This window comes from Polyangium sp. y55x31, from assembly GCF_029946505.1.
In the GTDB taxonomy this organism is placed as follows: domain Bacteria; phylum Myxococcota_A; class Polyangia; order Polyangiales; family Polyangiaceae; genus Polyangium.
Window position 1 is genome coordinate 99,825 of record NZ_JARZHG010000010.1, and the last position, 21,312, is coordinate 121,136.

18 protein-coding genes are annotated in these 21,312 nt (G+C 69.1%); 10 read left to right on the forward strand and 8 right to left on the reverse strand.

The genetic code is table 11. From position 1 onward, the window contains the following. The first annotated feature begins 49 nt into the window (after window positions 1–49). From QHF84_RS19625 to QHF84_RS19635, 3 genes are all read left to right on the forward strand, one after another. Entirely contained in the window at window positions 50–682 is a 633-nt protein-coding gene (locus QHF84_RS19625; protein WP_281314859.1) for a methyltransferase domain-containing protein, read from the forward strand. Next, window positions 679–1,617 carry an NAD-dependent epimerase/dehydratase family protein gene (locus tag QHF84_RS19630; RefSeq protein ID WP_281314860.1) on the forward strand — a complete coding sequence of 313 codons (939 nt, stop codon included), beginning with the start codon at window positions 679–681 and terminating at the stop codon, window positions 1,615–1,617. Before QHF84_RS19625 ends, QHF84_RS19630 begins: the two co-directional genes overlap by 4 nt. Window positions 1,618–1,894: 277 nt before the next feature. Further along, entirely contained in the window at window positions 1,895–3,256 is a 1,362-nt protein-coding gene (locus tag QHF84_RS19635) for a PAS domain-containing protein (RefSeq protein ID WP_281314861.1), read from the forward strand. 347 nt (window positions 3,257–3,603) lie between these two features. Here the strand turns inward: QHF84_RS19635 and QHF84_RS19640 are convergent, their stop codons facing one another. Continuing rightward, the gene (locus QHF84_RS19640; protein ID WP_281314862.1) at window positions 3,604–4,470 is read right to left on the reverse strand and encodes an SH3 domain-containing protein; all 867 of its coding nucleotides are present in this window, start codon (window positions 4,468–4,470) and stop codon (window positions 3,604–3,606) included. Window positions 4,471–4,759: 289 nt separating this feature from the next. Here QHF84_RS19640 and QHF84_RS19645 point away from each other — a divergent pair, with 289 nt between their 5' ends. Together QHF84_RS19645 and QHF84_RS19650 are read left to right on the forward strand one after the other, a co-directional pair. Then, window positions 4,760–5,854, forward strand: a complete 1,095-nt coding sequence (locus QHF84_RS19645; protein ID WP_281314863.1) for a hypothetical protein — start codon at window positions 4,760–4,762, stop codon at window positions 5,852–5,854. Next, entirely contained in the window at window positions 5,851–6,798 is a 948-nt protein-coding gene (locus QHF84_RS19650; protein ID WP_281314864.1) for a hypothetical protein, read from the forward strand. The genes QHF84_RS19645 and QHF84_RS19650 overlap by 4 nt, the downstream gene beginning before the upstream one ends. Before the next feature lie 20 nt (window positions 6,799–6,818). Here the strand turns inward: QHF84_RS19650 and QHF84_RS19655 are convergent, their stop codons facing one another. The 4 genes from QHF84_RS19655 to QHF84_RS19670 are packed head-to-tail and all read right to left on the reverse strand — an operon-like array spanning window position 6,819 to window position 11,327. Continuing rightward, window positions 6,819–8,747, reverse strand: a complete 1,929-nt coding sequence (locus tag QHF84_RS19655; RefSeq protein WP_281314865.1) for an MYXO-CTERM sorting domain-containing protein — start codon at window positions 8,745–8,747, stop codon at window positions 6,819–6,821. Window positions 8,748–8,801: 54 nt separating this feature from the next. After that, entirely contained in the window at window positions 8,802–9,461 is a 660-nt protein-coding gene (locus QHF84_RS19660) for a TetR/AcrR family transcriptional regulator (RefSeq protein ID WP_281314866.1), read from the reverse strand. Window positions 9,462–9,508: 47 nt separating this feature from the next. Continuing rightward, a complete protein-coding gene (locus tag QHF84_RS19665) occupies window positions 9,509–10,513 on the reverse strand; it encodes a prolyl oligopeptidase family serine peptidase (RefSeq protein ID WP_281314867.1) in 1,005 nt (334 codons plus the stop codon). Then, on the reverse strand, window positions 10,503–11,327 hold the full coding sequence (locus tag QHF84_RS19670) for an alpha/beta hydrolase (protein WP_281314868.1): 825 nt from the start codon (window positions 11,325–11,327) through the stop codon (window positions 10,503–10,505). Before QHF84_RS19670 ends, QHF84_RS19665 begins: the two co-directional genes overlap by 11 nt. Window positions 11,328–11,462: 135 nt before the next feature. On the opposite strand from QHF84_RS19670, the gene QHF84_RS19675 reads away from it, so the two are divergent. Both QHF84_RS19675 and QHF84_RS19680 read left to right on the forward strand, forming a co-directional pair. Next, window positions 11,463–12,857, forward strand: coding sequence for a CocE/NonD family hydrolase (locus QHF84_RS19675; RefSeq protein WP_281314869.1), 1,395 nt, complete (start codon window positions 11,463–11,465; stop codon window positions 12,855–12,857). A gap of 82 nt (window positions 12,858–12,939) precedes the next feature. Further along, window positions 12,940–14,292: a hypothetical protein gene (locus tag QHF84_RS19680; RefSeq protein ID WP_281314870.1), complete on the forward strand. Its 1,353-nt coding sequence runs from the start codon at window positions 12,940–12,942 to the stop codon at window positions 14,290–14,292. 157 nt (window positions 14,293–14,449) lie between these two features. On the opposite strand, the gene QHF84_RS19685 is transcribed toward QHF84_RS19680, so the two are convergent. Together QHF84_RS19685 and QHF84_RS19690 are read right to left on the reverse strand one after the other, a co-directional pair. Continuing rightward, window positions 14,450–15,412 (reverse strand): hypothetical protein, encoded by a 963-nt coding sequence (locus QHF84_RS19685; RefSeq protein WP_281314871.1) that lies wholly within the window; start codon window positions 15,410–15,412, stop codon window positions 14,450–14,452. After that, window positions 15,409–16,881, reverse strand: a complete 1,473-nt coding sequence (locus tag QHF84_RS19690) for a serine/threonine protein kinase (protein ID WP_281314872.1) — start codon at window positions 16,879–16,881, stop codon at window positions 15,409–15,411. The genes QHF84_RS19685 and QHF84_RS19690 overlap by 4 nt, the downstream gene beginning before the upstream one ends. Before the next feature lie 285 nt (window positions 16,882–17,166). Between QHF84_RS19690 and QHF84_RS19695 the strand changes: the two genes are divergently transcribed. The 3 genes from QHF84_RS19695 to QHF84_RS19705 all read left to right on the forward strand — a co-directional run bounded on the left by QHF84_RS19695 (window position 17,167) and on the right by QHF84_RS19705 (window position 19,587). Beyond that, window positions 17,167–17,892: a sugar phosphate nucleotidyltransferase gene (locus QHF84_RS19695; protein ID WP_281314873.1), complete on the forward strand. Its 726-nt coding sequence runs from the start codon at window positions 17,167–17,169 to the stop codon at window positions 17,890–17,892. Next, window positions 17,889–18,884: a sugar kinase gene (locus QHF84_RS19700; protein WP_281314874.1), complete on the forward strand. Its 996-nt coding sequence runs from the start codon at window positions 17,889–17,891 to the stop codon at window positions 18,882–18,884. Before QHF84_RS19695 ends, QHF84_RS19700 begins: the two co-directional genes overlap by 4 nt. A 148-nt stretch (window positions 18,885–19,032) precedes the next feature. Continuing rightward, on the forward strand, window positions 19,033–19,587 hold the full coding sequence (locus QHF84_RS19705; protein ID WP_281314875.1) for a biopolymer transporter ExbD: 555 nt from the start codon (window positions 19,033–19,035) through the stop codon (window positions 19,585–19,587). A 72-nt stretch (window positions 19,588–19,659) separates the two neighbouring features. On the opposite strand, the gene QHF84_RS19710 is transcribed toward QHF84_RS19705, so the two are convergent. Then, window positions 19,660–21,234 (reverse strand): hypothetical protein, encoded by a 1,575-nt coding sequence (locus QHF84_RS19710; protein WP_281314876.1) that lies wholly within the window; start codon window positions 21,232–21,234, stop codon window positions 19,660–19,662. Window positions 21,235–21,312: the final 78 nt, after the last annotated feature.

Genomic DNA, 21,312 nt, shown 5'->3' on the forward strand with positions numbered 1-21,312 from the left:
GGACGTTAGCACGTTGCCACGCCGGGCTGCCTCGGCTAAGCCGCCGTCCGTGCTGGGGATCGACAAGGCCCTCTTCGCGCTGCACCGGCGCGCCGTGACGCTGCCGCGGGCGCGGCGCATCACGGACGCGCTCGCCGAGATCGCAGGCCCCGCAGCGTCGCTGCTCGACGTGGGCGCCGGCGACGGGGCCATCGCCGCGGCCGTCGCCGAGCGCGTGGGCGCGACCCGCGTCGCGGGCGTGGACGTGCTCGTTCGTCCTCGCACGGTCATCGAGGTCGTGCCCTACGACGGCCGACGCCTGCCCTTCCCCGACGGCGCGTTCGAGATCGTCACGATCTCCGACGTCCTGCACCATTGCGAAGCGCCCGCCGAGGTGCTCGCCGAGTGCCTGCGCGTGGCCTCCCGCGCCGTGCTCGTGAAGGATCATTTCCGCTTCGGCCCAGTCTCGCAGGCGTTGCTCCTGGCGATGGACGTCGTGGGCAACGCGGAGGCGGGCGTGCTCGTGCGGGGGACGTACTTCTCGCCGGCCGAGTGGATCGACATGGTGCACGAGGCGCGCGGCCGCATCACCGAGCTCCGCTGGCCGCTGCGCATTCACGACGCGCCGATGCGGCTCGTGACACGCGATGAGCTCCAGTTCGCGGCACGGATCGAGCACGTCCCAGAGGTGGAGAACACATGAAGACGCTCGTCGTCGGGGGTGCCGGGTTCATCGGCAGCCATCTCGTGGACCGGCTCGTGAAGCGCGGGCCCGTGACCGTGTACGACAACCTCTCCGTCGGGAAACGTGCCTTCCTGAAGGAGCACGAGGGCACCGGGCGCGTCACGCTCGTCGAGGCGGACGCGCTCGACCTCGAGCGGCTCACGGCGGCCGCCGCCGGCCATGACGTCGTCTTCCATCTCTCGGCGAACCCCGAGGCGCGCTGGGGCCTCGAGCGGACGCGGCTCGACCTCGAGCAGGGCACGATCGTCACGTACAACGTCCTCGAAGCGATGCGCCGCGCCGGCGTCCCCCGGCTCGTCTTCTCCTCGTCGGGCACGGTCTACGGAGACACGCCGGAGACGTGCAAAGAAGACCACATCGGCCACCTGCCGATCTCGCTCTACGGAGCGAGCAAGCTCGCGGGCGAGGCGCTCATCAGCGCGTTCGTCGAGTGCTTCGGCCTGCACGCGACCATCTTCCGCTTCGGCAACGTCGTCGGACCCCGCGGCACGCACGGCGCGGCGCTCGATTTCCTGAAAAAACTACGCGACCGGAAGACCGAGCTCGAAGTGCTCGGCGACGGCCGGCAATCCAAGCCTTACCTCCACGTCTCGGACTGCGCGGACGGCATGCTCTTCGGGCTCGATCACGCGAGCGAGCGGCTCGGCCTCTACAACCTCGCCCCGCCCGACCAGACCTCCGTCGCCCGCATCGCCGAGCTCTGCGTCAAGGCCTCCCCCTACCCCGACGCCACGATCCGCTTCACCGGCGGTGATCGCGGCTGGCCCGGCGACGTGCCCCGATCCTCGATGAGCCCCGACAAGCTCGCCGCCAAAGGCTTTCGGGTGCGCCACTCCAGCGACGATGCCGTCCGCATGGCGATCGAGGCGCTCGCGCGCGAGGTCTTCGGCTAGGCGGAGCTCGCGAAAAAAAAGGGGGACGTCCCCTTCGGAGGACGCGCCTTTCGACGCGAGATCCGGCGCGCGGGGACGCCCCCTCGGGCGCGGGTCCGGAGGACCTTCTGCTCGGCTTGCCGTCAATGCACGCGCGATGCCGCGTGCCACGTGTGCAGCGAGCGGCCGAGCGACGCAAAGGCGGGCGCACGCTCGGCCGTGATCCGTCGCGCCCGTCGCCTCCCCCCGGCCCGCCCCGCAACCCCCAAAAAGCCCAAGCCCTTGATTGATTTCTGGTATGGTCGAATTCTTCCGGAGGAGCATCCAGACCATGGGGCAGACGAACGATACGATCGAGTCCTTGCGCGCCGAGCTCGCGGCGGCAGAGGAGCGGGCGCGGCTCGCAGAGGAGCGCGCCGCGGTGCTCGAGGACCTCATCGCGCTCGTGCCCGGGGTGGTGCTGGAGTTCGAACAACAGCCTTCCGGTGTATTTCGACCCACGTTCATCGGCGGAGTCGGGCTGCAGACGCTACTCGGGTATTCGGTCGAGGACTGCATGAGCTCGCCCGAGTTCTTCACGTCGATCATTCACCCCGACGATCGGGCCGAGGCGAACGCCGAGGCGATGCGGTTTCTCGAGGACGGTGAGTCGCACCTGTCGCCGCATCGAATGCTGCGCAAGGGCGGCGGCCATACCTGGGTCGATACGCACTTCCTGTACGAGCCGGCCGAGGAGGGGCGCCCGGCCAAGCTGCACAGCGTGGTCTTCGACGTGAGCCGGCGCGCCTGCGCCGAGCAAAACGCGCAAGAGGCCCTGCTCAAGGAGCGCGCGCTCCGGCAGCGGCTCGACGGGTTCGTCGCGAACGTACCCGGCGTCGTGTGGGAGAGTCATTTCGTCCCTGATCCCAGCGGGCACCGGACGAACTACGTGAGCGACGCGGTGCTGCCGATCACGGGGTACACGGCCGAGGAGTGGGCACGTCCGGATTTCTGGCGCGTGCTCGTCCACCCCGAGGATCACGCGCACGCCAAGGCCGACGCAGAGCGCGCCGCGGCGGAGGGGAGCGGTTCGTCCTCCTACCGTTGGATCACCAAGGATGGCCAGACGCTCTGGGTGAATTGCCGGATGACGGCGATCCTGGACGAGTCGGGGGCGACAATCGGCCTGCGCGGCGTGACGATGGACATCACGGACCTGAAGCGCGCCGAGACGGAGCGCGCCGAGGCCCTGCTCCGCGAGCGGGTACTAGAGGCGCAGGAGGACAGCCTGCTCGCGCTCTCGACGCCGCTCGTGCCAATCGACGACGAGATCCTCGCCATGACGCTCGTGGGCGGGCTCGACGAGCGGCGGGCGGATCGGGTGCTCACGACGCTGCTCGAAGGCGTGACGCAGACGGGGGCGCGCGCGGTGATCCTCGACGTGACGGGCGTTCCAGCAGTCGAGGCGCAGACAGCCGACCTCGTCGTGAAGGCCGCGAAGGCGGTGTCGCTGCTCGGCGCGGAGGTCGTGCTGACAGGGATCCGGCCAGAGGTGGCGCGGACCTTGGTCGAGCTCGGAGCCGAGCTCGGATCGATCGTGACGAAGGGGACGCTCAAAGCCGGGATCGCGCACGCGATGCGAGCCCGCCGCAATGGTGTGTCGGGGAAAACGAGGCGCTGAGGGGGGCCGCCGCGCCGGGGCGCTGCCCCGGGCCCCGCGGGGGCTGTTCGCCCCTCGACCCGAACCAGGGCAAGCCCTGGACCTTTTGGGGAAGAACTGCGCGGTGCGCAGTTCTTCCCGCAGGCCGGTGGCAAGACCATGAAGGTCGTCGCACGCAGCGACACGTTGCGGGTTGAAACGCCAGCGCCGCTGCCTTGGTTGGCAGGGTCGTCGCCGGTCTTGACCAGGCCTGTTCGATGAACTGCGCATCGCGCAGTTCATCGACCCCGGGTCCAGCGCTTGCGCTGGTCCGGGTGCAGGGGCGGACAGCCCCTGCTGGGGCCTGGGGCAACGCCCCAGCGACGCGGTCACCAGCCGGCGCGGCGGATCGCCTTGTACGACGACGAGGCCGTGCGCAGGCCGTAAACGCAGCCGGCGGAGCAGCCTTTGCACTCGTAGGCGTACATCGAGCCCCAGCCGTCGCCCTTCTCGAAGAGGATGATGTGGCCGGCGCCGCCCGAGTTGTAGACCAGGGCGTCGGCGGGCTTCACGTTCGAGCGCGAGACCGTCGACCAGTTCGATGAGTCCTTAACGAAGTGGATCGTGCCGTACGGGTGCGAGTCTACCGTGATGTCGTCGTTCGACGAGGGGACCTTCCATGCCTTGGCGACGAAGCCCGAACAGTCTGCGCCGTACGAGCCGCTGTGCGAGCAGCTCGGGCAGCTCCCGGAGCAGGAGCCCTTCGTCGATGAGGTCGGCCCTTCCGACTTCCAGCGGCCGTGACCCCACCAATAGGAGAAGCCCTTCACCGACTTGCCGCGGTTGATGGCGCCTTGCTGCGCGGGGGTCAGGTCGCTCGTGCCGCCGCCGCCCGCGGAGACTGTCGTGTAATACTTGCCGGAGCTCCAGCCGACCGTGCCGTCGTGCTTGATCTTGTAAAACCCGTTCTTCGGGTCCGCGGCCTCGACTGTGACCTTTGCGCCCGTGGGCACGACGTGCAGGACCGAATAGGTCGTCCCGGGGCCGGTGCGGAGGTTGACGTCCGTCGTCGATTTGAGGGTCGTGCCGACGGCGATCGTGCCGGCCACGCCTTCGCTGGTCGAGCCGAGATCCTCGTTGGCGCCGATGAGCTCCTCGGACGAGTCGTCTCCGGAGCATGCGGGGAGCATGCCCATTCCGAGGGCGATGGCGGCGGCTGCAATCGACAGCGACATGCGGCGAGCGTTGGTCTTCATTGGGCTTTGGCTCCTGGACGTGGAAAGGCCATTGTACAAGCCCCGTGCCAGACGCGTCCATGGCCTCGCAGCGGGGTTTTCCTCGTCCAATCTCACAACTACGAGAGAAAACTTCGACGTTGATGGAACCACGCGGGGTGACGTAAGCCGACTTGGCGTCCTGCGCGGTGGCCCTCGAATTCCCGGGTTGGATCCATCTTTCCCCACCGGGTGGATCTTTTTTGATCCAGCCTGCTTGGTGTTTGGCGCGGGCTTTTCCTTGCGTGTGCGGCTCTGGTAGAACGGGCCCATGCGCAAGAACCGGGTGGTGGCGCTCGTGGCCGTCGTCGCCGCAGTCGCCGCGGGTGTGGTGGTGGCGCGCGGGTGCTCCGGCGACGGGACGTCGAAGGAGGCGCGACCGGCGACCTCGAACGGCGAGAAGCCGGCGTCGGGGCGCTCGCCGGAGGATACGCCGCGGGCCATGGGCTCGGCGGTGGCCATCGTGGTGGACGCGTCGGCGCCGCAACCCGAGAAGGGGCCGGAGGTCGTGTTCTCGGCGACGTGGGGCGGGACGCGAATGAACGAGCTCGGCCGTTCGCGCCCGCAGGAAGCGAACCCCGAGGCGCCGATGAGCCTGGCGATGGACGCCAAAGGCAACATGTTCGTGCTCGATCAGGTCAATGGCCGGGTCGTGCGTGTCGGGCCGGACGGCAAGCCCGAGTCCGTGATCCCGTTGAAGGAGCAAGAAGCGGCGCAGGACATGGCCGTGACCGACGACGGCAAGGTCGCGGTGCTGGATCGATTCAACAGCAAATCGGTCGTGATGTACGACGAAAAGGGCGACGTGCTCGGCGAGGTGCCGCTCGAGGGCGAAGGGCTCGAAGAGCTCGGGTTCGTCACCGGGGTGTTCGTCGACGGCAAGGACGTGTACGTCGAAAAGGAACACGGGCCGCTGCTCAGGATCGGGACGACGGACGGGCAGCCGGCGGATCGCACGGAGGTGCCGGGACGGCCGACGCGTGACGGGCTGAGCTACATCAAAGCCGGGATCATCGAGCCCGAGGCCGGGCGGATGTACATTTCATCGGTGGATCGGGCGACGATGCAACACCGGTTCACGCGCGAGCTCCGGCAAGGCAGCGAGATCCGCGGGATCTTGTTGCTCGACACGGACAAGACCGGGACCATTTATCTGGCCACGTTGCTCGTGCAGAATGGTGAGGAGTCGGTGGTGCTTTCGTGCCACGAGCCGCTCAAGGGCATCCCGACGGGGACGGCGGTCCTGCCGGTGAATACGATGCCCGAGGAGACGTTCCGTGACATGGCGGTGCTCGACGAGGGCGGCGTCGTGTATTCGGTGCGGACCGAGCAGGGCGTGAGCTACCAGAAATACGATTGCCAATGAGCGAGCTGCTTGCCCGTCCCGAGCCTCGCGTGGTCGTGATCGACGAGCTGCGCCACGTGGAGCTCGAGCCGGGCCCCGGGGTGGGGCCATGGATCCAGGCCGCCGTGAATACGGTGGTCCTCGCAGGCGTGAGCGCAGGGATTTACGCCGTCGGCAAAGGCGGTCCCTGGTACGTGTTCGGCCTGCCGCTCGTGGGAGCCATTCGAGGCATCGTCATCGCCAAAAATCTGAGCCCGCTCGGGCACCGCGTGGCCATGCGGATCGAGCCGTGGGGATTCGTGCTCGATCCCGAGGGCAAACAGAAGGTCCTCTCGTGGCCGCGGATCTCGCAGATCCGGCACCGCACGATCGGGATGAGCGAGGGCTCCGTGGAGATGTTTTTCGTGGAGGTCAAAGGCCGGACGTATCGCGCGGTTTGTCCCGCGTCGGCGGCGATCACGGTGCTGCCCGTGGCGCTCCCCGGGTACGTCGCGGCGGCGAAGAGGCCGGTGGCGCTCGATCTCGAGGGCGCGGTGTCGATCGAAGGAACGCGGGCTACGTACGCGGAGCTCTTCGGCCGGGCGCGGCGCATGCTGGAGTCGCCGGAGGGAGCGGCGCAGCTCGGAATGCCGGCGGCGGGGTATCGAGGGGTGGCATCACGGACGCCGGGGCACGAGACGGCATCGATCCTGCGCGGCGCGCTCGCGGGGCATCGGCGCGCCGTGGACGAGGGGCCGCTCGCCGCGATGCTCGCGGCCATGCTGGGGACGCGGGAGCTGCTTTCGGAGGTGCTCACGCTTTGCATGAGCCCGAGCCCGTTCGTCGCGGCCATCGGCAAGGCCGCGGCGCTCCGGCTCGGCGCGGCCCCGATGCAGCCGGGCGCGGTCGAGGAAGTCTTGCCGTTTCTGCCGGAGGACGAGGTGCGGGCGATCGAGCGATTCGCGCAAGGCGAGGACGGGAGCTGACGCGCAGAGGGGCAGGCGCGTCACGCGCGCCGGACGCGCCTCCGCGAGGCAAAGAGGATCCCGAGCGCGAGCATGGAGAGCGCGGATGCGCTTCCCGTCTGCGGGGATGTCCGGCATCCACAGCCACCCTCCTCGGAGGTTTGGCCGCCGCCTGCGCCGCCGGCACCGCCGATACCACCAGCGCCACCTGCGCCGCCGGCACCACCGGCGCCGCCTGCGCCGCCGATACCACCAGCGCCACCTGCGCCGCCGGCACCACCGGCGCCGCCTGCACCACCAGCGCCGCCGGCACCACCAGCGCCGCCCATACCACCGGCACCACCCGTGCCGCCCATGCCACCGGCGCCGCCCATGCCGCCCATCCCGGTCATGCACGCGCCGGCTTCACACACGCCGTCCGCGCAGGGCGTTCCATCCACCAGAAAACCGTCCGCGGGACACGCCACGGTTTGCCCGTCGCACGCCTCGGCCACGTCGCACACGCCTGCGGACGCACGACACTCGACACCGGCCGACAGCGGCGCGCACGTCCCGTCCACCGCCGCTCCCGCCGCGACGCTGCACGCCTGGCAATCGCCGGTCGCGCCTCCGCCGCACGCCGTGTCGCAGCAGACGCCGTCCACGCAGAAGCCGCTCGCGCATTCCGCGGAGGCCGCGCACGGATCCCCCAGGCTCGACGCAAGGACGAACGCGAAGGCGGCGCCGGCCTTCGAGCCCTTGTCCGCGTCCGTGGGCGCCCCGACGAGCGCCGTATTTCCCGAAAGCGCGAGCGACGAACCAAGCTGGTCCCCTGCCCCGCCCTGCACGACGAGCTTCGCCTCCTCGGTCCACGCCCCGCCGCTCCGCACGAACACGTACGCCGAGCCGGCCTCCGCGCCCTGGTCGCTATCCAGGTACGCCCCCACGAGCGCCGTCTCCCCTTCGATCGCGACGGCCGCGCCGAACTGGTCCCCCGCTGCCCCGTCCTGGGGCAATAACTTCGCCTGCTGCGCCCACGTTTGCCCATTCCGCGCGAACACGTACGCCGCGCCGGACTCCGTGCCCTTGTCGTCGTCCCCATACACGCCGACGAGCGCCGTGTCCCCGGACAGCGCGACCGAATCGCCGAACGCGTCGTTCGCCGCCCCGTCGTTCGCCAAAAGCTTCGCCTGCTCGGTCCAGACGCCGCCGCTCCGCGTGAACACGTAGGCCGAGCCGGAGAACGATCCCTTGTCGTCGTCCCCGAGCGCGCCCACGAGCGCCGTGTCCCCCGACAGCGCGACCGAATCGCCGAAATAGTCCTGCAGGGCCCCGTCGCTCGCCAGGAGCTTCGCCTGCTGGGTCCAGACGCCCCCATTCTGCACGAACACGTACGCCGCGCCGCTGCTTTCGCCCTTGTCGTCCTCCCCATACGCCCCGATGAACGCCGTGTCCCCCGACAGCGCGACCGAATCGCCGAAACAATCACCCGTCGTCCCGTCGCTCGCCACGAGCTTCGCTTGCTGGGTCCAGACGCCCCCATTCCGCACGAACACGTACGCGGCGCCTGCGCCCTTGCCGAGGGCACCCACGAGCGCCATGTCCCCCGACAGCGCGACCGCACTGCCGAATTGATCGATCGACGTGCCGTCGTTCGCCACGAGCTTCGCCTGCTCGGTCCAGACGCCGGCGCTCCGCACGAATACGTAGGCCGCGCTGCCATACCCCCCCACGAGCGCCGTGTCCCCGGAGAGCGCGACCGCCAGACCCACGCGGTGGTTCGCAGCCCCGTCGCTCGCCAGGAGTTTTGCTTGCCGGGTGGCGACGAGCGAATCGATCCCCACCGGAAGATCCGCCTCCTCTGCCGTCCACGCCGGGGCGATGAAAGGCGCGGGCGCGGTTTCACCGCCGCACCCCGCGATCATCAAGCCAAGAGAAAGGACGAGGGCGTGGCGCGGCCACGGCCCGACCTGCAATCGTTCGCCGTTCATTGCAACGGTATACCTTGTTTGCTGGTTTTCGTCCCGGTTCGACGTGAGGGTCGGTCAGACCTTCTTCCCGTCCGGGCTCCTGTAGGCGCGCAGCATCCGGAGCGAGAGCTCGACGTGCACGTCCGCGAGCGCGTCGAGCGAGAGCGCCCCCGACGGCTCGTACCAGTACGGAATCCGCACGCCGATCGCCGAGAGCGCCGCGGCCGTCGCCGCTTTGTCCGGCAGGGAAAATCGTCCCATGGCCACCCCGCGCTCGAGGACCCCGTGGAGGAGCGCCATCGATTGCGCGCGAATCGCGAGCGCCGGTGCCGCGAGCTCGGCCGTCAGGGCGTAAATCTCTTCGTTGACCACGACCGCCAGGTGCGGATAGGTCGCGTGCACGAGGGCGTGAGCCCGGACGAGCGCGCAGATCTGCTCGATCGGATCGTCGCACACACCGATGAGCGCCGCCCGCAAGGCGGACGCGTGCACCTCGTGGCCCACGCGGACGAGCTCCGCGAGGACGTGATCCTTCGAAGGAAAATGCGCATAGAGCGCGCTCGGCTGCAGATCCAGCGCCTTCGCCAGGTCGCGGACCGAGGTGCCGTGAAAGCCCTCGTTCGCGAAGAACTGCAAGGCGACCTCCAGGATGCGCCGCCGCGTCCCATCAGGCACGGAGGACGGCGGGAGGATCGCCTTTGCAGCCCGCAAACGAGAGGCCCTGAGGGAGCTCATGGCCCGATTGTCGGAACGAACGTTCGTTTCTGTCAACGGGATCGGCATCAGGGATGCGCGTCGAACCAGGCGACGACCTCTTCGGGGCCGGCCGCGAGCCAATCGTGCCCCACGCCCGGCGCGGTGACGACGCGTGTCTCCTTGCCCTCGGTGACGAGGCGCGCGTTGTACTTCTCCATCGTGCTGATCGGGACGACGAGATCGGCCTCTCCGTGGAGGAAAAGCGTCGGCGGGTGATCCGCCGGCAGCGCGTCGGGCAGGATGCAAACGGGGCCGCTGCACGTCGCGTAGGACCCGGAGTGAATCGCGAGCGCGCGGAACTTACCCTGATAGCTGACGGCCATCCGGCTCGTCATGTAGCCGCCGCTCGAGATCCCCGTCGCGTACAGGCGCGACGCGTCGAGCGGGCCGAACGAGCCCGCGGCGATCGAATCGAAGATCGAGAGCATGAAGTCGTGATCCGGCGCGGTCGACCAGGCGATCGAATACGGGGGGACGTTCGTGTCCCAGAACGTCGTGCCCTCCGCGTGCGCCTCCGGAGCGAGCACGGCGTACCCTGCGTCGAGCAGCCCCTTGATCGTGAGCGCCAGGTGATAGACCCCGTGCGGTCCATCCACGGCGCCCTTGAACATCATCGAAGGACCGTAAAACGACCCCTGGAACAGGAGCACCACGGGAAAACCCTTCGCGGGCGGCGTCCCGAGCGGCACCTGCCAGGCGACGTCCCGCAGGATCCCCGACTGCGCCGGGATGCTCTGCGTCTCGTAAGGACACGCGACCTCTTGCGGCGAGACCGTACAGCGCGATTCGGCGCTGCCGCCGCCCGCGCCCCCGGTCCCGGAGCCGCCGGCGCCGCTTCCCCCGACGCCTCCGCCGGAGCCGCCTTCACCCGCGGAACCGCCGCCTCCCCCGACGCCTCCGCCTCCGCTTCCGCCGACGCCGCTCGTGGAGCTCGTGGCCTCGGGACCTTCGCCGGGCGGCTCGATGTTGATGTTGCATCCGCTCGCGAGGACGACGACCGGCACCAGGACACGGAAAACTTCACGTACCATGACAAACCTCCCCGCGTTCGGCCGGCGCCGTCGCCTGCTCGTTCAAGAAATCGAGCAAGAGCCGGTTGAACGCTTCCGGTTGATCGATCGGCGTGCAATGCCGCGAGTCCGCGACGACGGCGACGCGGGCGCGCGGAATCCGGGCGGCGTAGGCCTGCTTCGCCGCGACCGGGGTGTAGTCCTGATCCCCCGTGACGACGAGGACCGGGCACCGGATCGTGCCGATCCGCTCGGCCACGCTCCAGCCGAGGATCGCCTTGGTGGCGGCGCGATACGCGGCCTCGTCGTTTTGCCCGAGGCGCGCGGCGAGCTTCTGGCGCAGTGCCTCCTGATCGGCGCGCGGGAAATTCATCGCGGCGATCTTCCGGGCAAACCCTCGCACGCCGAGCACGCGTAATGCGACGAGGCGCTGCAGGACCGCGAGGTGCTCGCGCAGGGTGCGCGGCACGAAGGCCGGGGCGCTGTTCACCACGACGAGCGATCGGACGAGCGAGGGCGCGTCGACGGCGAGCTGAAAGCCGATCATGCCGCCCATCGAGAAGCCGACGACGTGCGCCGGGCCGAGCGCGAGCTCACGCAGGAGGTGCGCGACGTCGGAGGCGAACGTGGCGATTCGATACGGGCCCGGCGGCTTGCCCGAGCGACCGTGGCCACGCAGGTCGACGGTCACGACCGTGTATCGCTCCGCGAGCGTTGGGACCTGCATCTCCCAGTCGAGCAGGCTCGAACCGAGGCCGTGCAAGAGAAGCACGACCTCCCCTCGTCCCTTTACTTCGTAATAGATCTCACACCCATCGACGTAGATGTGCGGCATCGTTCGCCTCGAACGCGGTCCGGGTTACTGAACGATCGTTCGTTCAGATCCTGAGTACCAGAGTTACGGCGTGGAAGTCAACAGGCGTTGCAACCGGGCGCACCTCGGGCTCCCGGCCCGGGGTATGCTCGCGCCATGCGATTCCTTTCCTTGATCGGGTTTCTCGGGCTCCTCGCGGCGTGCGGGGGGAATGAGGCTTCGGGCGCCGGCGGCTCTGCGGGATCGGGCGGCGCAGGCGGCGCAGGCGGTGCGGGCGGCGGCGGCTCGGGCGCGATCACCTACGAATTCGAGACGATCGGCACCCGCAGCGCGAAGATCGACACGACGACCTACGAGGCCACGCTCGTCGCCGCGCATCGATCCGACGGCGGGACGTCGTATCTGATGGTGATCCCCGCGGCGAAGACGCCGGCCCCGGTCATCGTCGACATGGCGCCGTACACGGGGATCGATTGGACGGGCGAGGAGGTCGACACCCGCCACGCGACCGAAAACGCCGGGCCCTTCAGCTTCTATCCGGACACGGACGCGCCGCTCGATCCACCGTCGACGGAGAATTGCGCGTATGGCTTCGTGCCCGCGGAGACGCAGATCCAGGGCGAGGCCTTTCACCTGTTGAATGGCCACTCCGTGATCGTCGCGTTCGGCCGATTTTATGCGGGCGGTGACCTCACGGACGACGCCGCCGACGCCGCCGCGCCGTTCCATTACATCGCGGCGCACGCAGCCGACTTCGACGCCGAGCGCATCGGCGTGCACGGGAACTCCTGGGGCGGGTTCATGGCGCTCGCAGGCATCGGCAGGCGCCCCGCAGGGCAGTCGATCCGCGCCGTGACCGCGGCCAATCCCCCGACCGATTTCGTCGACTTCTACGATTACTGGAAAACCACGCTCCCCGCGGTGTATCCGTACAAGAACGAGCTCGGCTTCTTCGAGGGATATCGGCGGCGCATCGAGGTGGCCACGGGCGGCCCGCCAGCAGAAAACGAGGCGGCATTCGAACCATGGCGGCGCGACGCGCTCTGCGCGGGTCTCGACGGGGACGTGATGATTCCGCAGGACGACTGGGACACGCTCGTGCCGGTCGAACAAACGGAGTCGTTTTTGGCCACATGCAGCGACAAGGCGCGCGGGCTCTTCTGGCGTCGCAGGACGCCCGTGGATTACGCGACGATTCACCTGGCCCACGGCGCGCTGGAGCAGGAGCCCGGCTTCCCGTCGTCACGGACGCTCGGTTTTTTGCACCTGCACCGCGCCCTCGCGAACGAATCCGACGTGGTGCTCGCCTACTACGAGGACGCCGCGCTGCGCGTCTTCTTCCAGACGGTCCACGACGCGCAGGTCGACGGCAAGGACATCACGTACGCCACGCCCGCGCTCGCGGACCTGCTCGATCCACGCGTCACCGCCTACGACATGGGGACGATGCAGGTGAAAGCCGGGCCGGAGCTCGCGAGCACGATCGTGAGCGATCTCTGGGGAACGCCGGTCACGCCGGCGGACCTCGCCAAGGGCTTCCCGGCGCCCTGAACGGCGGGAGCGCCCGAGAAACGCGTATCCTTCCGGTCGCGGGGCCGAACGACGCCCCCCTTTTTCCGAAAGGATACGCGTGATGAAAGTACCGACCTTGCTTCTCGCCTGCGCGGCCCTCGCCGTCGGCTGCACCCCCGAAGAGGCCCCGCCGCCCGTTGGGAACGCCTTCAGCATCCGCGCGGGCGGCATGAGCTGCGACCGCGGCATCGAGGTCGCCACGAGCGGAAGCGGCGACGTCGCGCTCGTCGGGACGTTCGAGGGCACGGTCGATTTCGGCGGCGGTCCGCTCGTCTCCGCCGGCAGCACCGACATCGCGTTCGCCACGTGGGACGCCGAGGGCAAACCCGGCGCGAGCGTGCGCTTCGGATCGGCCGCGCAGGAAGGCGTTCCGCGGCTCGTCGCCGTCGGCGAGGACGCGTGGGTGATCGCGGTGAACACGCAATCCGAGATCGATCTCGGCGGCGGCCCGCTCACGCCCCCCGGCGCCGCGGGCGCGGCGATCGGCAAGCTCGACGCGGACGGGAAGCACGTCTACAGCACCATGCTCGGCGCGACCGTGTCCGCGATGGCCGCCGGCGGAGGCGACACGCTGGTCGTCACGGGCAGCTACAGCGGCATGCTCGTCCTCGGCGACACGACGCTCACGAGCGTGGGCGCGACGGACGTGTTCGTCGCGAAGCTCGACGGGAAAGGCGCGGTCGTCTGGGCCCGATCGTTCGGCAGCGCGGGCCTCGAATCCGGCATGGATGTGGCCGTGGACGGGAGCGGCAACGTCCTCCTCGGCGGCGGCATGCTCGCGCCGGTCGATTTCGGCGGCGGGCCGACCACGATCACGGGCGGCGTCGACGCCGTGCTCGTGAAGCTCGACGCGGACGGTAGCCACGTCTTCACGAAGACCTTCGGCGACGTCGCGGACCAGGTCATCCAGGCCGTGGCCGCCGACGCGCAGGGCAACATCCTCTTCGGCGGGCTCTTCGAGGGCCGGCTCGATTTCGGCAGCGGCGAGCTCGCCAGCCAGGGCCGCGATCTCTTCCTCGGCAAACTCGATCCGAGCGGCGCCGAGCTCTGGACGCGCACGTTCCGGCTCACCTCGGCGGAGTGGGACGACTCGGCCCCCCGGATCGCGGCCGATCCCAAGGGCGGGCTCGTCATGACGGGGACGTTCACCGAGGCCGTGAACCTCGGCGGCTCGGCGCTCGAAGCCGCCGGACAGACCGACGTCTACCTCGCGCGCTACGACGCCGCGGGCAAACACGTCCAGAGCCGCGCGATCGGCGACGCGAGCTACCAGATCGCGGGCGGCGTCGCCGTGGACCGGACCGGCGCCGCGGCCATCACGGGATCGTTTTACGGGACGATCGATTTCGGCCAGGGGCCGCTCGAAACCGCGGGGGATTGCGACATCTATCTCGCGAGGTTCCCCGCGCCCTAGAGCGCCGAATCGTTCGGCGCTCTGCGAGATCGCGAAGCGAGCTCGCCTCGGGGGGTGAATCGGCCGGGCTTTGCCCGGACGAGAGGGGGACGCGAGGCGTCCCCCTCGGGACGAAACAGGGCTGGAACATCGAGCGGTTGTCAAACCGATCGATGTTCTAGAACGATAACTGGACCACCCCTGCCCCGCCGCCCGGCCCGGGCGCGATTGCGAACCGCACGTCCCCGGCCGGCGCCGGCGTCGTGCGCCAGAGCGTCCCCGCCGCGAACAGCCCCGCTCCCGCGAGGCTCATCCCCACGATCGCCGCCGCGTTCGTCACGGGCGCCCCGACCGCCTCCGGCTCGCCCGCCGTCCCGCTCGTCTCGAGCCACGTCGAGAGCCCCGCGATCGAGGCCATGGTCAAGCCGCCGAGGCCCACCACGAGCGCCCCGAGCGAAAGAAAGCGTCGATCCTCGAAGGTCATCGGCCGCGGCAAGGGCTCGGGGTGCAGCACGATGAGCTGCCGCGTGACCTCGTCCACGAGCAGAGGCACCTCCACGTCGACCAGGGTCCCCGCCTCGCCCACCACGATCTCGCGCCGGAAGGGCCGCTTTCCCGACGCGGTCGCTTCGAGCACGTGGGGGCCCGTGGTCACGACGATCCCCGCGTTCCACAGGGCCCGATCGATCACGCGTTCATCCCAGGTGATGACGAGATCCGGATCACGAAAAACCTCTTCCGGCACGATCAGGTTCACCACCGCGACCCGTGGGCCCAGCGCGGCGAGGCGCGCCCGCGCGACCTCGGCGCGCTCCTCGGCGTGACGCTGCCGCGCCTGGGCGGCCACGTCCTGGTAGAGCATGAACGCCTCGCCGAGCCGCTCGGTGCGCTCGTAACATTCGGCCAGGCGGAACATCGTCCCCATCGCCGGATCGAGCCGCCGGCTCTCCTCCAGCATCGGACAGGCCCGCGCGTATCTGCCCTCGTCCATGAGCTCGAGCGCGCGGCGGAACAAGGTCTCCGCTCGCTCCTCGGCGAGCGGCTCGCGCGCCCCCTCGGACGCCGCGGGCCGCGCGCTCGACGACACGATGGAGACGACGGAGACCAGGAGGATCGAGCTCTTCCGAAGAGAAGGTTTCATTTTCGTGAACGACCAAAAGGATCGGCCGCTCGCCGGAGCGGCTCTTTCTTGCGGGCCCGCGTGTCGTCGCTCCGGGGCGCTTCCGCTGCGTCCGCGCATCCGTCGAGGCCGACGATCGCCTCCGGCGCGGGCGCCTTCGGGCTCTCGGTCGGGACCGCGGGCGCGGCGAGCACCTCGGCGACGGGCGCGAGGTTCGTCGGGGTCGGCTTTGCTCCCTCCGCCGCGGCGCTCGCGACATGAGACCGCGCGACGAGGATCCGGTCCTCCCGCGACGCCCAGATCCCCGCCCCGCCGCCCACCACGGCCGCAACGAGCAACGCCGCGACCAGCACGCGCGACCCGTGCTCCCGCGCCCGCGCGGAGACCGACCACGTCCCGCCCCACGCAGCCCCGGTCGGCTCGGACGTCGAGATCGGCGGCGGCGGCTCCTGCATGGAGCGGAGCGTCGGCACGCTCTTCATCGCGGCCCGAACATCGCGCGACGTCGGCACGTCGTCCGGCATGGGATCCGTCGGGGGAATCGAGGGCAGGACGGTCACGGCCGGCGACGAAGGCAGCGACGCCCGGCTCTGCTTGCGCAGGCTGCGCGGCGCCTCCTCCTCGGGCACGAACGGCGCGAGCGCGGCGGCGAGCTCGAGCGCCGAGGGAAAACGATCATCGGGGTTTTTCCGCAGACAGCGACGCACCACCGCGTCGAGGGCCGGGGGCACGTCGGGCCGACGCACCGAGAGCGGCCGCGGCTCGCGCTCCAGGATCCCCTCGTATACGTCCGAGAGGCTCCGCGCCGCGAAGGGCGCTTCTCCCGCGAGCAACCTGTACAGGATCGCGCCGAGGGCCCAGAGGTCCGTCCGCGCGTCGACGTCCCGCGTCGAGCGCATCTGCTCGGGCGACATGTAGAGCGGCGAGCCGAGGATGTCGGTCGTCCGGGTCATCCCCGAGGGCGCGCGGGCGTCGCAGCGCTTCGAGATGCCGAAATCGAGCACCTTGACGCAGGGCGAGCCGTCGGGTCTCTGGGTGAGGAAGAGGTTCGCCGGCTTCAGATCGCGGTGGATGATGCCGGCCGCGTGGGCCTCGACGAGTGCGGTGCATGCGTGCATCACGTAGAGCACGGCCTCGGCCACGGGCAGACACTCGCGTTTCTTGCCGAGCTGCTGCAGATCGCAGCCTTCGAGGTACTCGAGCAAGATGTACGGGATGCCCCTCGGCGTCCTTCCTGCGTCGAAGACACGCGCCACGTGCTCGCTACGTAACTTCGCGGCTGCCCGTGCTTCCCGGAAGAAGCGCGCGAGCGCTTGCCGGTTCCCGATCTCGGCCGGGTGCATCAGCTTCACGGCGTAGAGCGCGTCGAGCTGGGTATGCCTCGCCGCGACCACGATCCCCATGCCGCCGACACCGAGGACGCGCTCGACCCGGTACTTTCCAAAGAGCACGTCTCCCACCGACACACGCGCGAACGACGGCTCGTTCATCGCACACGTCCCCCCTCTCGACCCTCGGGGGCTTTGTTCGGAAAGCCGAACCGCGCTCCCGCCCCCCGGAGTTCTCTCGCTGCCTCTGCGCTCTCGTTCGATGCCCGACCCTCCCGGTTTGCCGCACCGCGAAAGCATCCTCCGAAGCGAAAAATCTCCTGGAACGTGGCCCGGACGGCCGTTCGCCGCTCCGGGCGTGCCGCGTGTTTTTTCCTCGGCGGCCAAACCCGACTAAGCTCGGCCCGCGCCGTGCCGAACGTCCCTCCGAACGCCCCCCTCGCGCCCATGCGCCGGCAAGCCGTGATCCTCTGCGGAGGCCTCGCGACGCGCATGTACCCGCGCACGCTCGAGGTGCCGAAGTTCCTCCTCCCGATCGCGGGCCGTCCGTTCGGGCATCACCTGCTCGCGCGGCTCGCCGAGGCAGGCTACGAGGAGGTCGTGCTCTGCATCGGACACCTCGGCGACGTGATCCGCGCGGCCATCGGGGACGGCGCGTCCTTCGGGCTCCACGTCGCCTACGCCGACGAAGGCGAGACCCGGCTCGGCACGGCGGGTGCGCTCCGGCGCGCGCTCCCGCACCTCGGCGAGGCGTTCCTCGTGACGTACGGCGACTCGTACCTGCCTTTCGACTACGCCGCGCCGCTCGCCGATCTCGAAGCGCACCCCGAGGCGCGCGGCACGATGAGCGTCTACCGCAACGAGGATCGCTGGGACGATTCGAACTGCGAGATCGCGGGCGGCCGCGTCGTTCGTTACCAGAAACGAAAAGCCACCGAAGCGCGTGATCCCGCCCTGGATCACATCGACTACGGCGCGATCGCGCTCCGCCGCGAGGTCGTCGCGACGCTCCCGGAAGGCCCGAGCGACCTCGCCCCCGTGCTCTCGCGGCTCGCCGTGGCGGGCGCGCTCCGGGCGCTCGTCGTTTCGCAGAGGTTTTACGAAATCGGATCGGAATCCGGTTATCAGGAGCTCGAAGCGCATCTCGGCGCCCGGGCGGAGGTCTCCACGTGATCGTTTCCCGCGCGCCCGTGCGCTTCTCGCTCGGCGGCGGAGGCACCGATCTCCCGGCGTATTCGACGCGCTTCGGGGGATACCTGGTCTCCGCGGCCATCGACAAATACATCTACGTCACGGCGAACAAGCGGTTCCACCGCGACATCCGCCTCGCGTATTCGAAGACCGAGATCGTCTCCAGCGTCGATCGCGTCGAGCACCCGATCTTCCGCGAGGCCTTGCGGATGACCGGCATCGACCATTCGATCGAGCTCACGAGCGTGGCCGATCTCCCGGCGAACTCGGGCCTCGGCTCGTCGAGCGCCTTCACGGTCGCGCTCTTGAACGCGCTCCACACGTACAAGCGCGAGTTCGTCTCCTCGGAAAAACTCGCCGAGGAGGCGTGCACCCTGGAGATCGAGCGTCTCGGCGAGCCCATCGGCAAGCAGGACCAGTACATCTCGGCCTTCGGCAACGTCACAGCCTTCCGCTTCAACCCCGACGGCACCGTCCACGTCGAGCCCGTGCCCGTCCGGGACGAGGTGCTCGACGAGCTCGAATCGAACCTGGTCATCATCTGGTCGGGCATCGAGCGCCCGGCGCGTGTCGTCCTCAGCGAGCAGGGACAGAGGCTCCGCGAGCTCGAGCCGCCTGTGATCGAGTCGATGCACCGGATCAAGGAGATGGGCCACGAGACCTACCGGATCCTCACGAGCGGCGACATCGATCAGTACGGCGAGCTCTTGCACGTGCACTGGTCGCACAAGCGCAAGCTCGCCTCGAAGATGACGGACTCGGTCATCGACGAGCATTACGAGGCGGCGCGGAACGCCGGCGCGATCGGCGGCAAGCTGATGGGCGCGGGCGGCGGCGGCTTCTTCATGTTCTACGTCCGCCCCCAGGATCGACGCCGCGTGCTCGAGACCATGCTCGCCCGGGGCCTGCGCCCGCTCCGGTTCCGCTTCGACATGGATGGCGCCCGCATCATGGCCAACATGCACCGATCCTGACCGAGCGGAAAATCGTAGCCGGACCGGAAACATCTCCCGGCCTGTCGATGTCGAAAAAACTCGGAACCTTGCTCCGAGGTCGGTGTCTTCTCGCCATTCCCCGAGCGCGGCCGTGGGTCGCGTACGACGGAGGAGGAGGAGATTCACCATGGGCGGCGTCGACGTTGGCAGCGAGGGCGGCAAGAAGAGACCGACGAACACCGAGATCAACATGGTCCCGTTCATCGACCTGTTGATGTGCACGATCGCGTTCCTGCTCATCACGGCCGTCTGGGTGACGAATTCGCGCATCAATGCGGACGCGCAGGTCCCCGGGCCGCCGAGCCCGGATCCGCTCACCATCGTCCCGCCGGAAAAAGTGCTGAACGTGCACGTCGGCGAGAGTGATTTCGCGCTCGTGTGGAAGCAGGGCGCGACCGTGGTGAGCGAGGTGCGCATTCCGAAGGCCTCGCAGCAGGTGGGCGAGCTCGTGCAATACCCCGACCTCGAGAAGAAGCTCGCGGCGGAGTGGCAGGCGAACGCGAATCACCGCGATCCGAGCGACAAGAAGCTCGATCAGGCGATCCTGCACACGGACAACCGCACGCCGTTCAAGGAGATCGTCGCGGTGCTCGACGCGCTTTACGCGACGAAGCGCACGGTGAAGCTGGAAGGCGGCGACAAGGAAGTGCCCGTCTTCAACATGACGTTCGCGGCGCGCTGATCGACAAAGAAAACCGGGCGGATCGATGCCACCATCATCGAGCCGCCCGAGCACGACGTGTGGTGCGCGGCGTCAGGGATCGAGCGTGAGCTTGGCGGCGATGATGTCTTCGTCGCTTGTACCGTTGCCCTTGATCGTCAGCACCTTGCTCCCGTCTTCGGAGAAATTGAAATCGGTGATCCAGTTCCCGGCCAGCACGATACCGGTCTGGAGCGTCGTCACGTAGAAACCCCTCGTGAACGTCGTCTGGCCCTTCCCGTTGAAGACGTCGAACCACGAAAGCTCGCCGCTCGCGGGGTCGATCTTCGCAAGGAACGGGTTCGCCCCGGCACGTTCGAACGTGCCCGACGGCGAGGCCGGATCGATGTCGATGCTTTCACGGAACGTACCGGCGAAGTAAAGCGCACCGGCGGGCGTGAGCGCGAGGCTCGTGCCAGCGACATCTCCGAGCATCTGTGCCTGCCCACCGGTAAACACCCGCTTCCAGGAGTTCTCCAGCCCGATGGGCATGACGAACGCCGCGAGCTGGCCGTCGCTCACGAGGTCAGGCTCGACCGAGGTTTTTCCTTCGAGCTGCCCGGCGATGTACAGCGTCCCGTCGCTGGTCGACGTCGCGGCCGCTGCCCGCACGGCCTTCCCGCTCCCCGCCGAAATCTGCTTCGAGTCCAAGACCGCGCCAGATAGGTGCGCGAGCCCGAGAATGAACGAATCCGTCGTGCCGGCCTTCGCCGTGAAGGCGCTGCCGTTGGGAAGCGTCAGCGTGCCCTCGAAATGACCCACGACACGGAGCTCGTTCTTCTGGAGGACCAGCGCCGTCGGCGTGACGTTGCCCGCCGCCTGGACGAACCATTGGCAGGTACCTGCCGCGCTGAAGCCTGCCACGAACATGCCGCTCGTTGGGAGCACTTCCGCGCTGCAGCTCACGGTCTTGCTGGACGACGCGGTGATCGTGCCTGCAACGTAAAACTCGCCCGTCGCGCTGGCGGCGACGGCGACGGCCTCGTCCAGACCATCGCCCCCGAATTGAAACGTGGCTTTGTCGATGATGGCGTCGTTCATGCCGGGCGTGAACTTCCGGATGAATACGTCGGAATCCGGGATCCCGCCCTCCGTGAATGAGCTCGTTCCGGCGACCACCACATCACTCCCCGCAAACGCCACGGCATACGCGGTTCGCGGCTGATACCCGATCCCGAGCGCGACCGGCGCCGCCCACGTCGCGACTCCATTGCCATCGAGCAGCGTGACGTAGGCCTCGTAGTCGTAATTGGGCGATGCGAGCGGCAACGTCTTCGGAGACCCCTCGCCCATCTCGAAGCTCTGCCCGTTGTACGTCCCGGCCAGCGCGACCCTCGTCCCGTCGCTGGCGAGCGCGTGCACCCGTTGCTGATCGACCGCCCCCCACCGCGCCGACCACCCGAGGGACGCGCACGACGCGCTGGGCGAGCACACCGGCGTCGCGTCACAAAACGCCGGATGGCAATCCACTCCGCCGGGCTCCCCGCCGCTCCCGCCGCCGCCCTGCCCGCCCGCCCCGCCTTGCCCGCCCGTGCCGGGCTGCTGGACCGAAAGCTCCCCGAGGCATCCCCCGAGGAGCCACGCGCAAATCCCCGCCCCCAACGCCACACGAGCCGCCCTGCCGACCATGAACCACCTCCGCAACCAGGACGGAGGCTACCACGAGAGCTGGAACGACCTACAAATGTGTAGCGCGGAAGACGGCCG

Coding starts and splice junctions, on each gene's coding strand:
- QHF84_RS19705 (WP_281314875.1), top strand. CDS start 19,033: ATGGGCGGCGTCGACGTTGGCAGCGAGGGCGGCAAGAAGAGACCGACG.
- QHF84_RS19655 (WP_281314865.1), bottom strand. CDS start 8,747: ATGAACGGCGAACGATTGCAGGTCGGGCCGTGGCCGCGCCACGCCCTC.
- QHF84_RS19640 (WP_281314862.1), bottom strand. CDS start 4,470: ATGAAGACCAACGCTCGCCGCATGTCGCTGTCGATTGCAGCCGCCGCC.
- QHF84_RS19660 (WP_281314866.1), bottom strand. CDS start 9,461: ATGAGCTCCCTCAGGGCCTCTCGTTTGCGGGCTGCAAAGGCGATCCTC.
- QHF84_RS19670 (WP_281314868.1), bottom strand. CDS start 11,327: ATGCCGCACATCTACGTCGATGGGTGTGAGATCTATTACGAAGTAAAG.
- QHF84_RS19680 (WP_281314870.1), top strand. CDS start 12,940: ATGAAAGTACCGACCTTGCTTCTCGCCTGCGCGGCCCTCGCCGTCGGC.
- QHF84_RS19645 (WP_281314863.1), top strand. CDS start 4,760: ATGCGCAAGAACCGGGTGGTGGCGCTCGTGGCCGTCGTCGCCGCAGTC.
- QHF84_RS19690 (WP_281314872.1), bottom strand. CDS start 16,881: ATGAACGAGCCGTCGTTCGCGCGTGTGTCGGTGGGAGACGTGCTCTTT.
- QHF84_RS19635 (WP_281314861.1), top strand. CDS start 1,895: ATGGTCGAATTCTTCCGGAGGAGCATCCAGACCATGGGGCAGACGAAC.
- QHF84_RS19650 (WP_281314864.1), top strand. CDS start 5,851: ATGAGCGAGCTGCTTGCCCGTCCCGAGCCTCGCGTGGTCGTGATCGAC.
- QHF84_RS19685 (WP_281314871.1), bottom strand. CDS start 15,412: ATGAAACCTTCTCTTCGGAAGAGCTCGATCCTCCTGGTCTCCGTCGTC.
- QHF84_RS19630 (WP_281314860.1), top strand. CDS start 679: ATGAAGACGCTCGTCGTCGGGGGTGCCGGGTTCATCGGCAGCCATCTC.
- QHF84_RS19695 (WP_281314873.1), top strand. CDS start 17,167: ATGCGCCGGCAAGCCGTGATCCTCTGCGGAGGCCTCGCGACGCGCATG.
- QHF84_RS19665 (WP_281314867.1), bottom strand. CDS start 10,513: ATGGTACGTGAAGTTTTCCGTGTCCTGGTGCCGGTCGTCGTCCTCGCG.
- QHF84_RS19675 (WP_281314869.1), top strand. CDS start 11,463: ATGCGATTCCTTTCCTTGATCGGGTTTCTCGGGCTCCTCGCGGCGTGC.
- QHF84_RS19710 (WP_281314876.1), bottom strand. CDS start 21,234: ATGGTCGGCAGGGCGGCTCGTGTGGCGTTGGGGGCGGGGATTTGCGCG.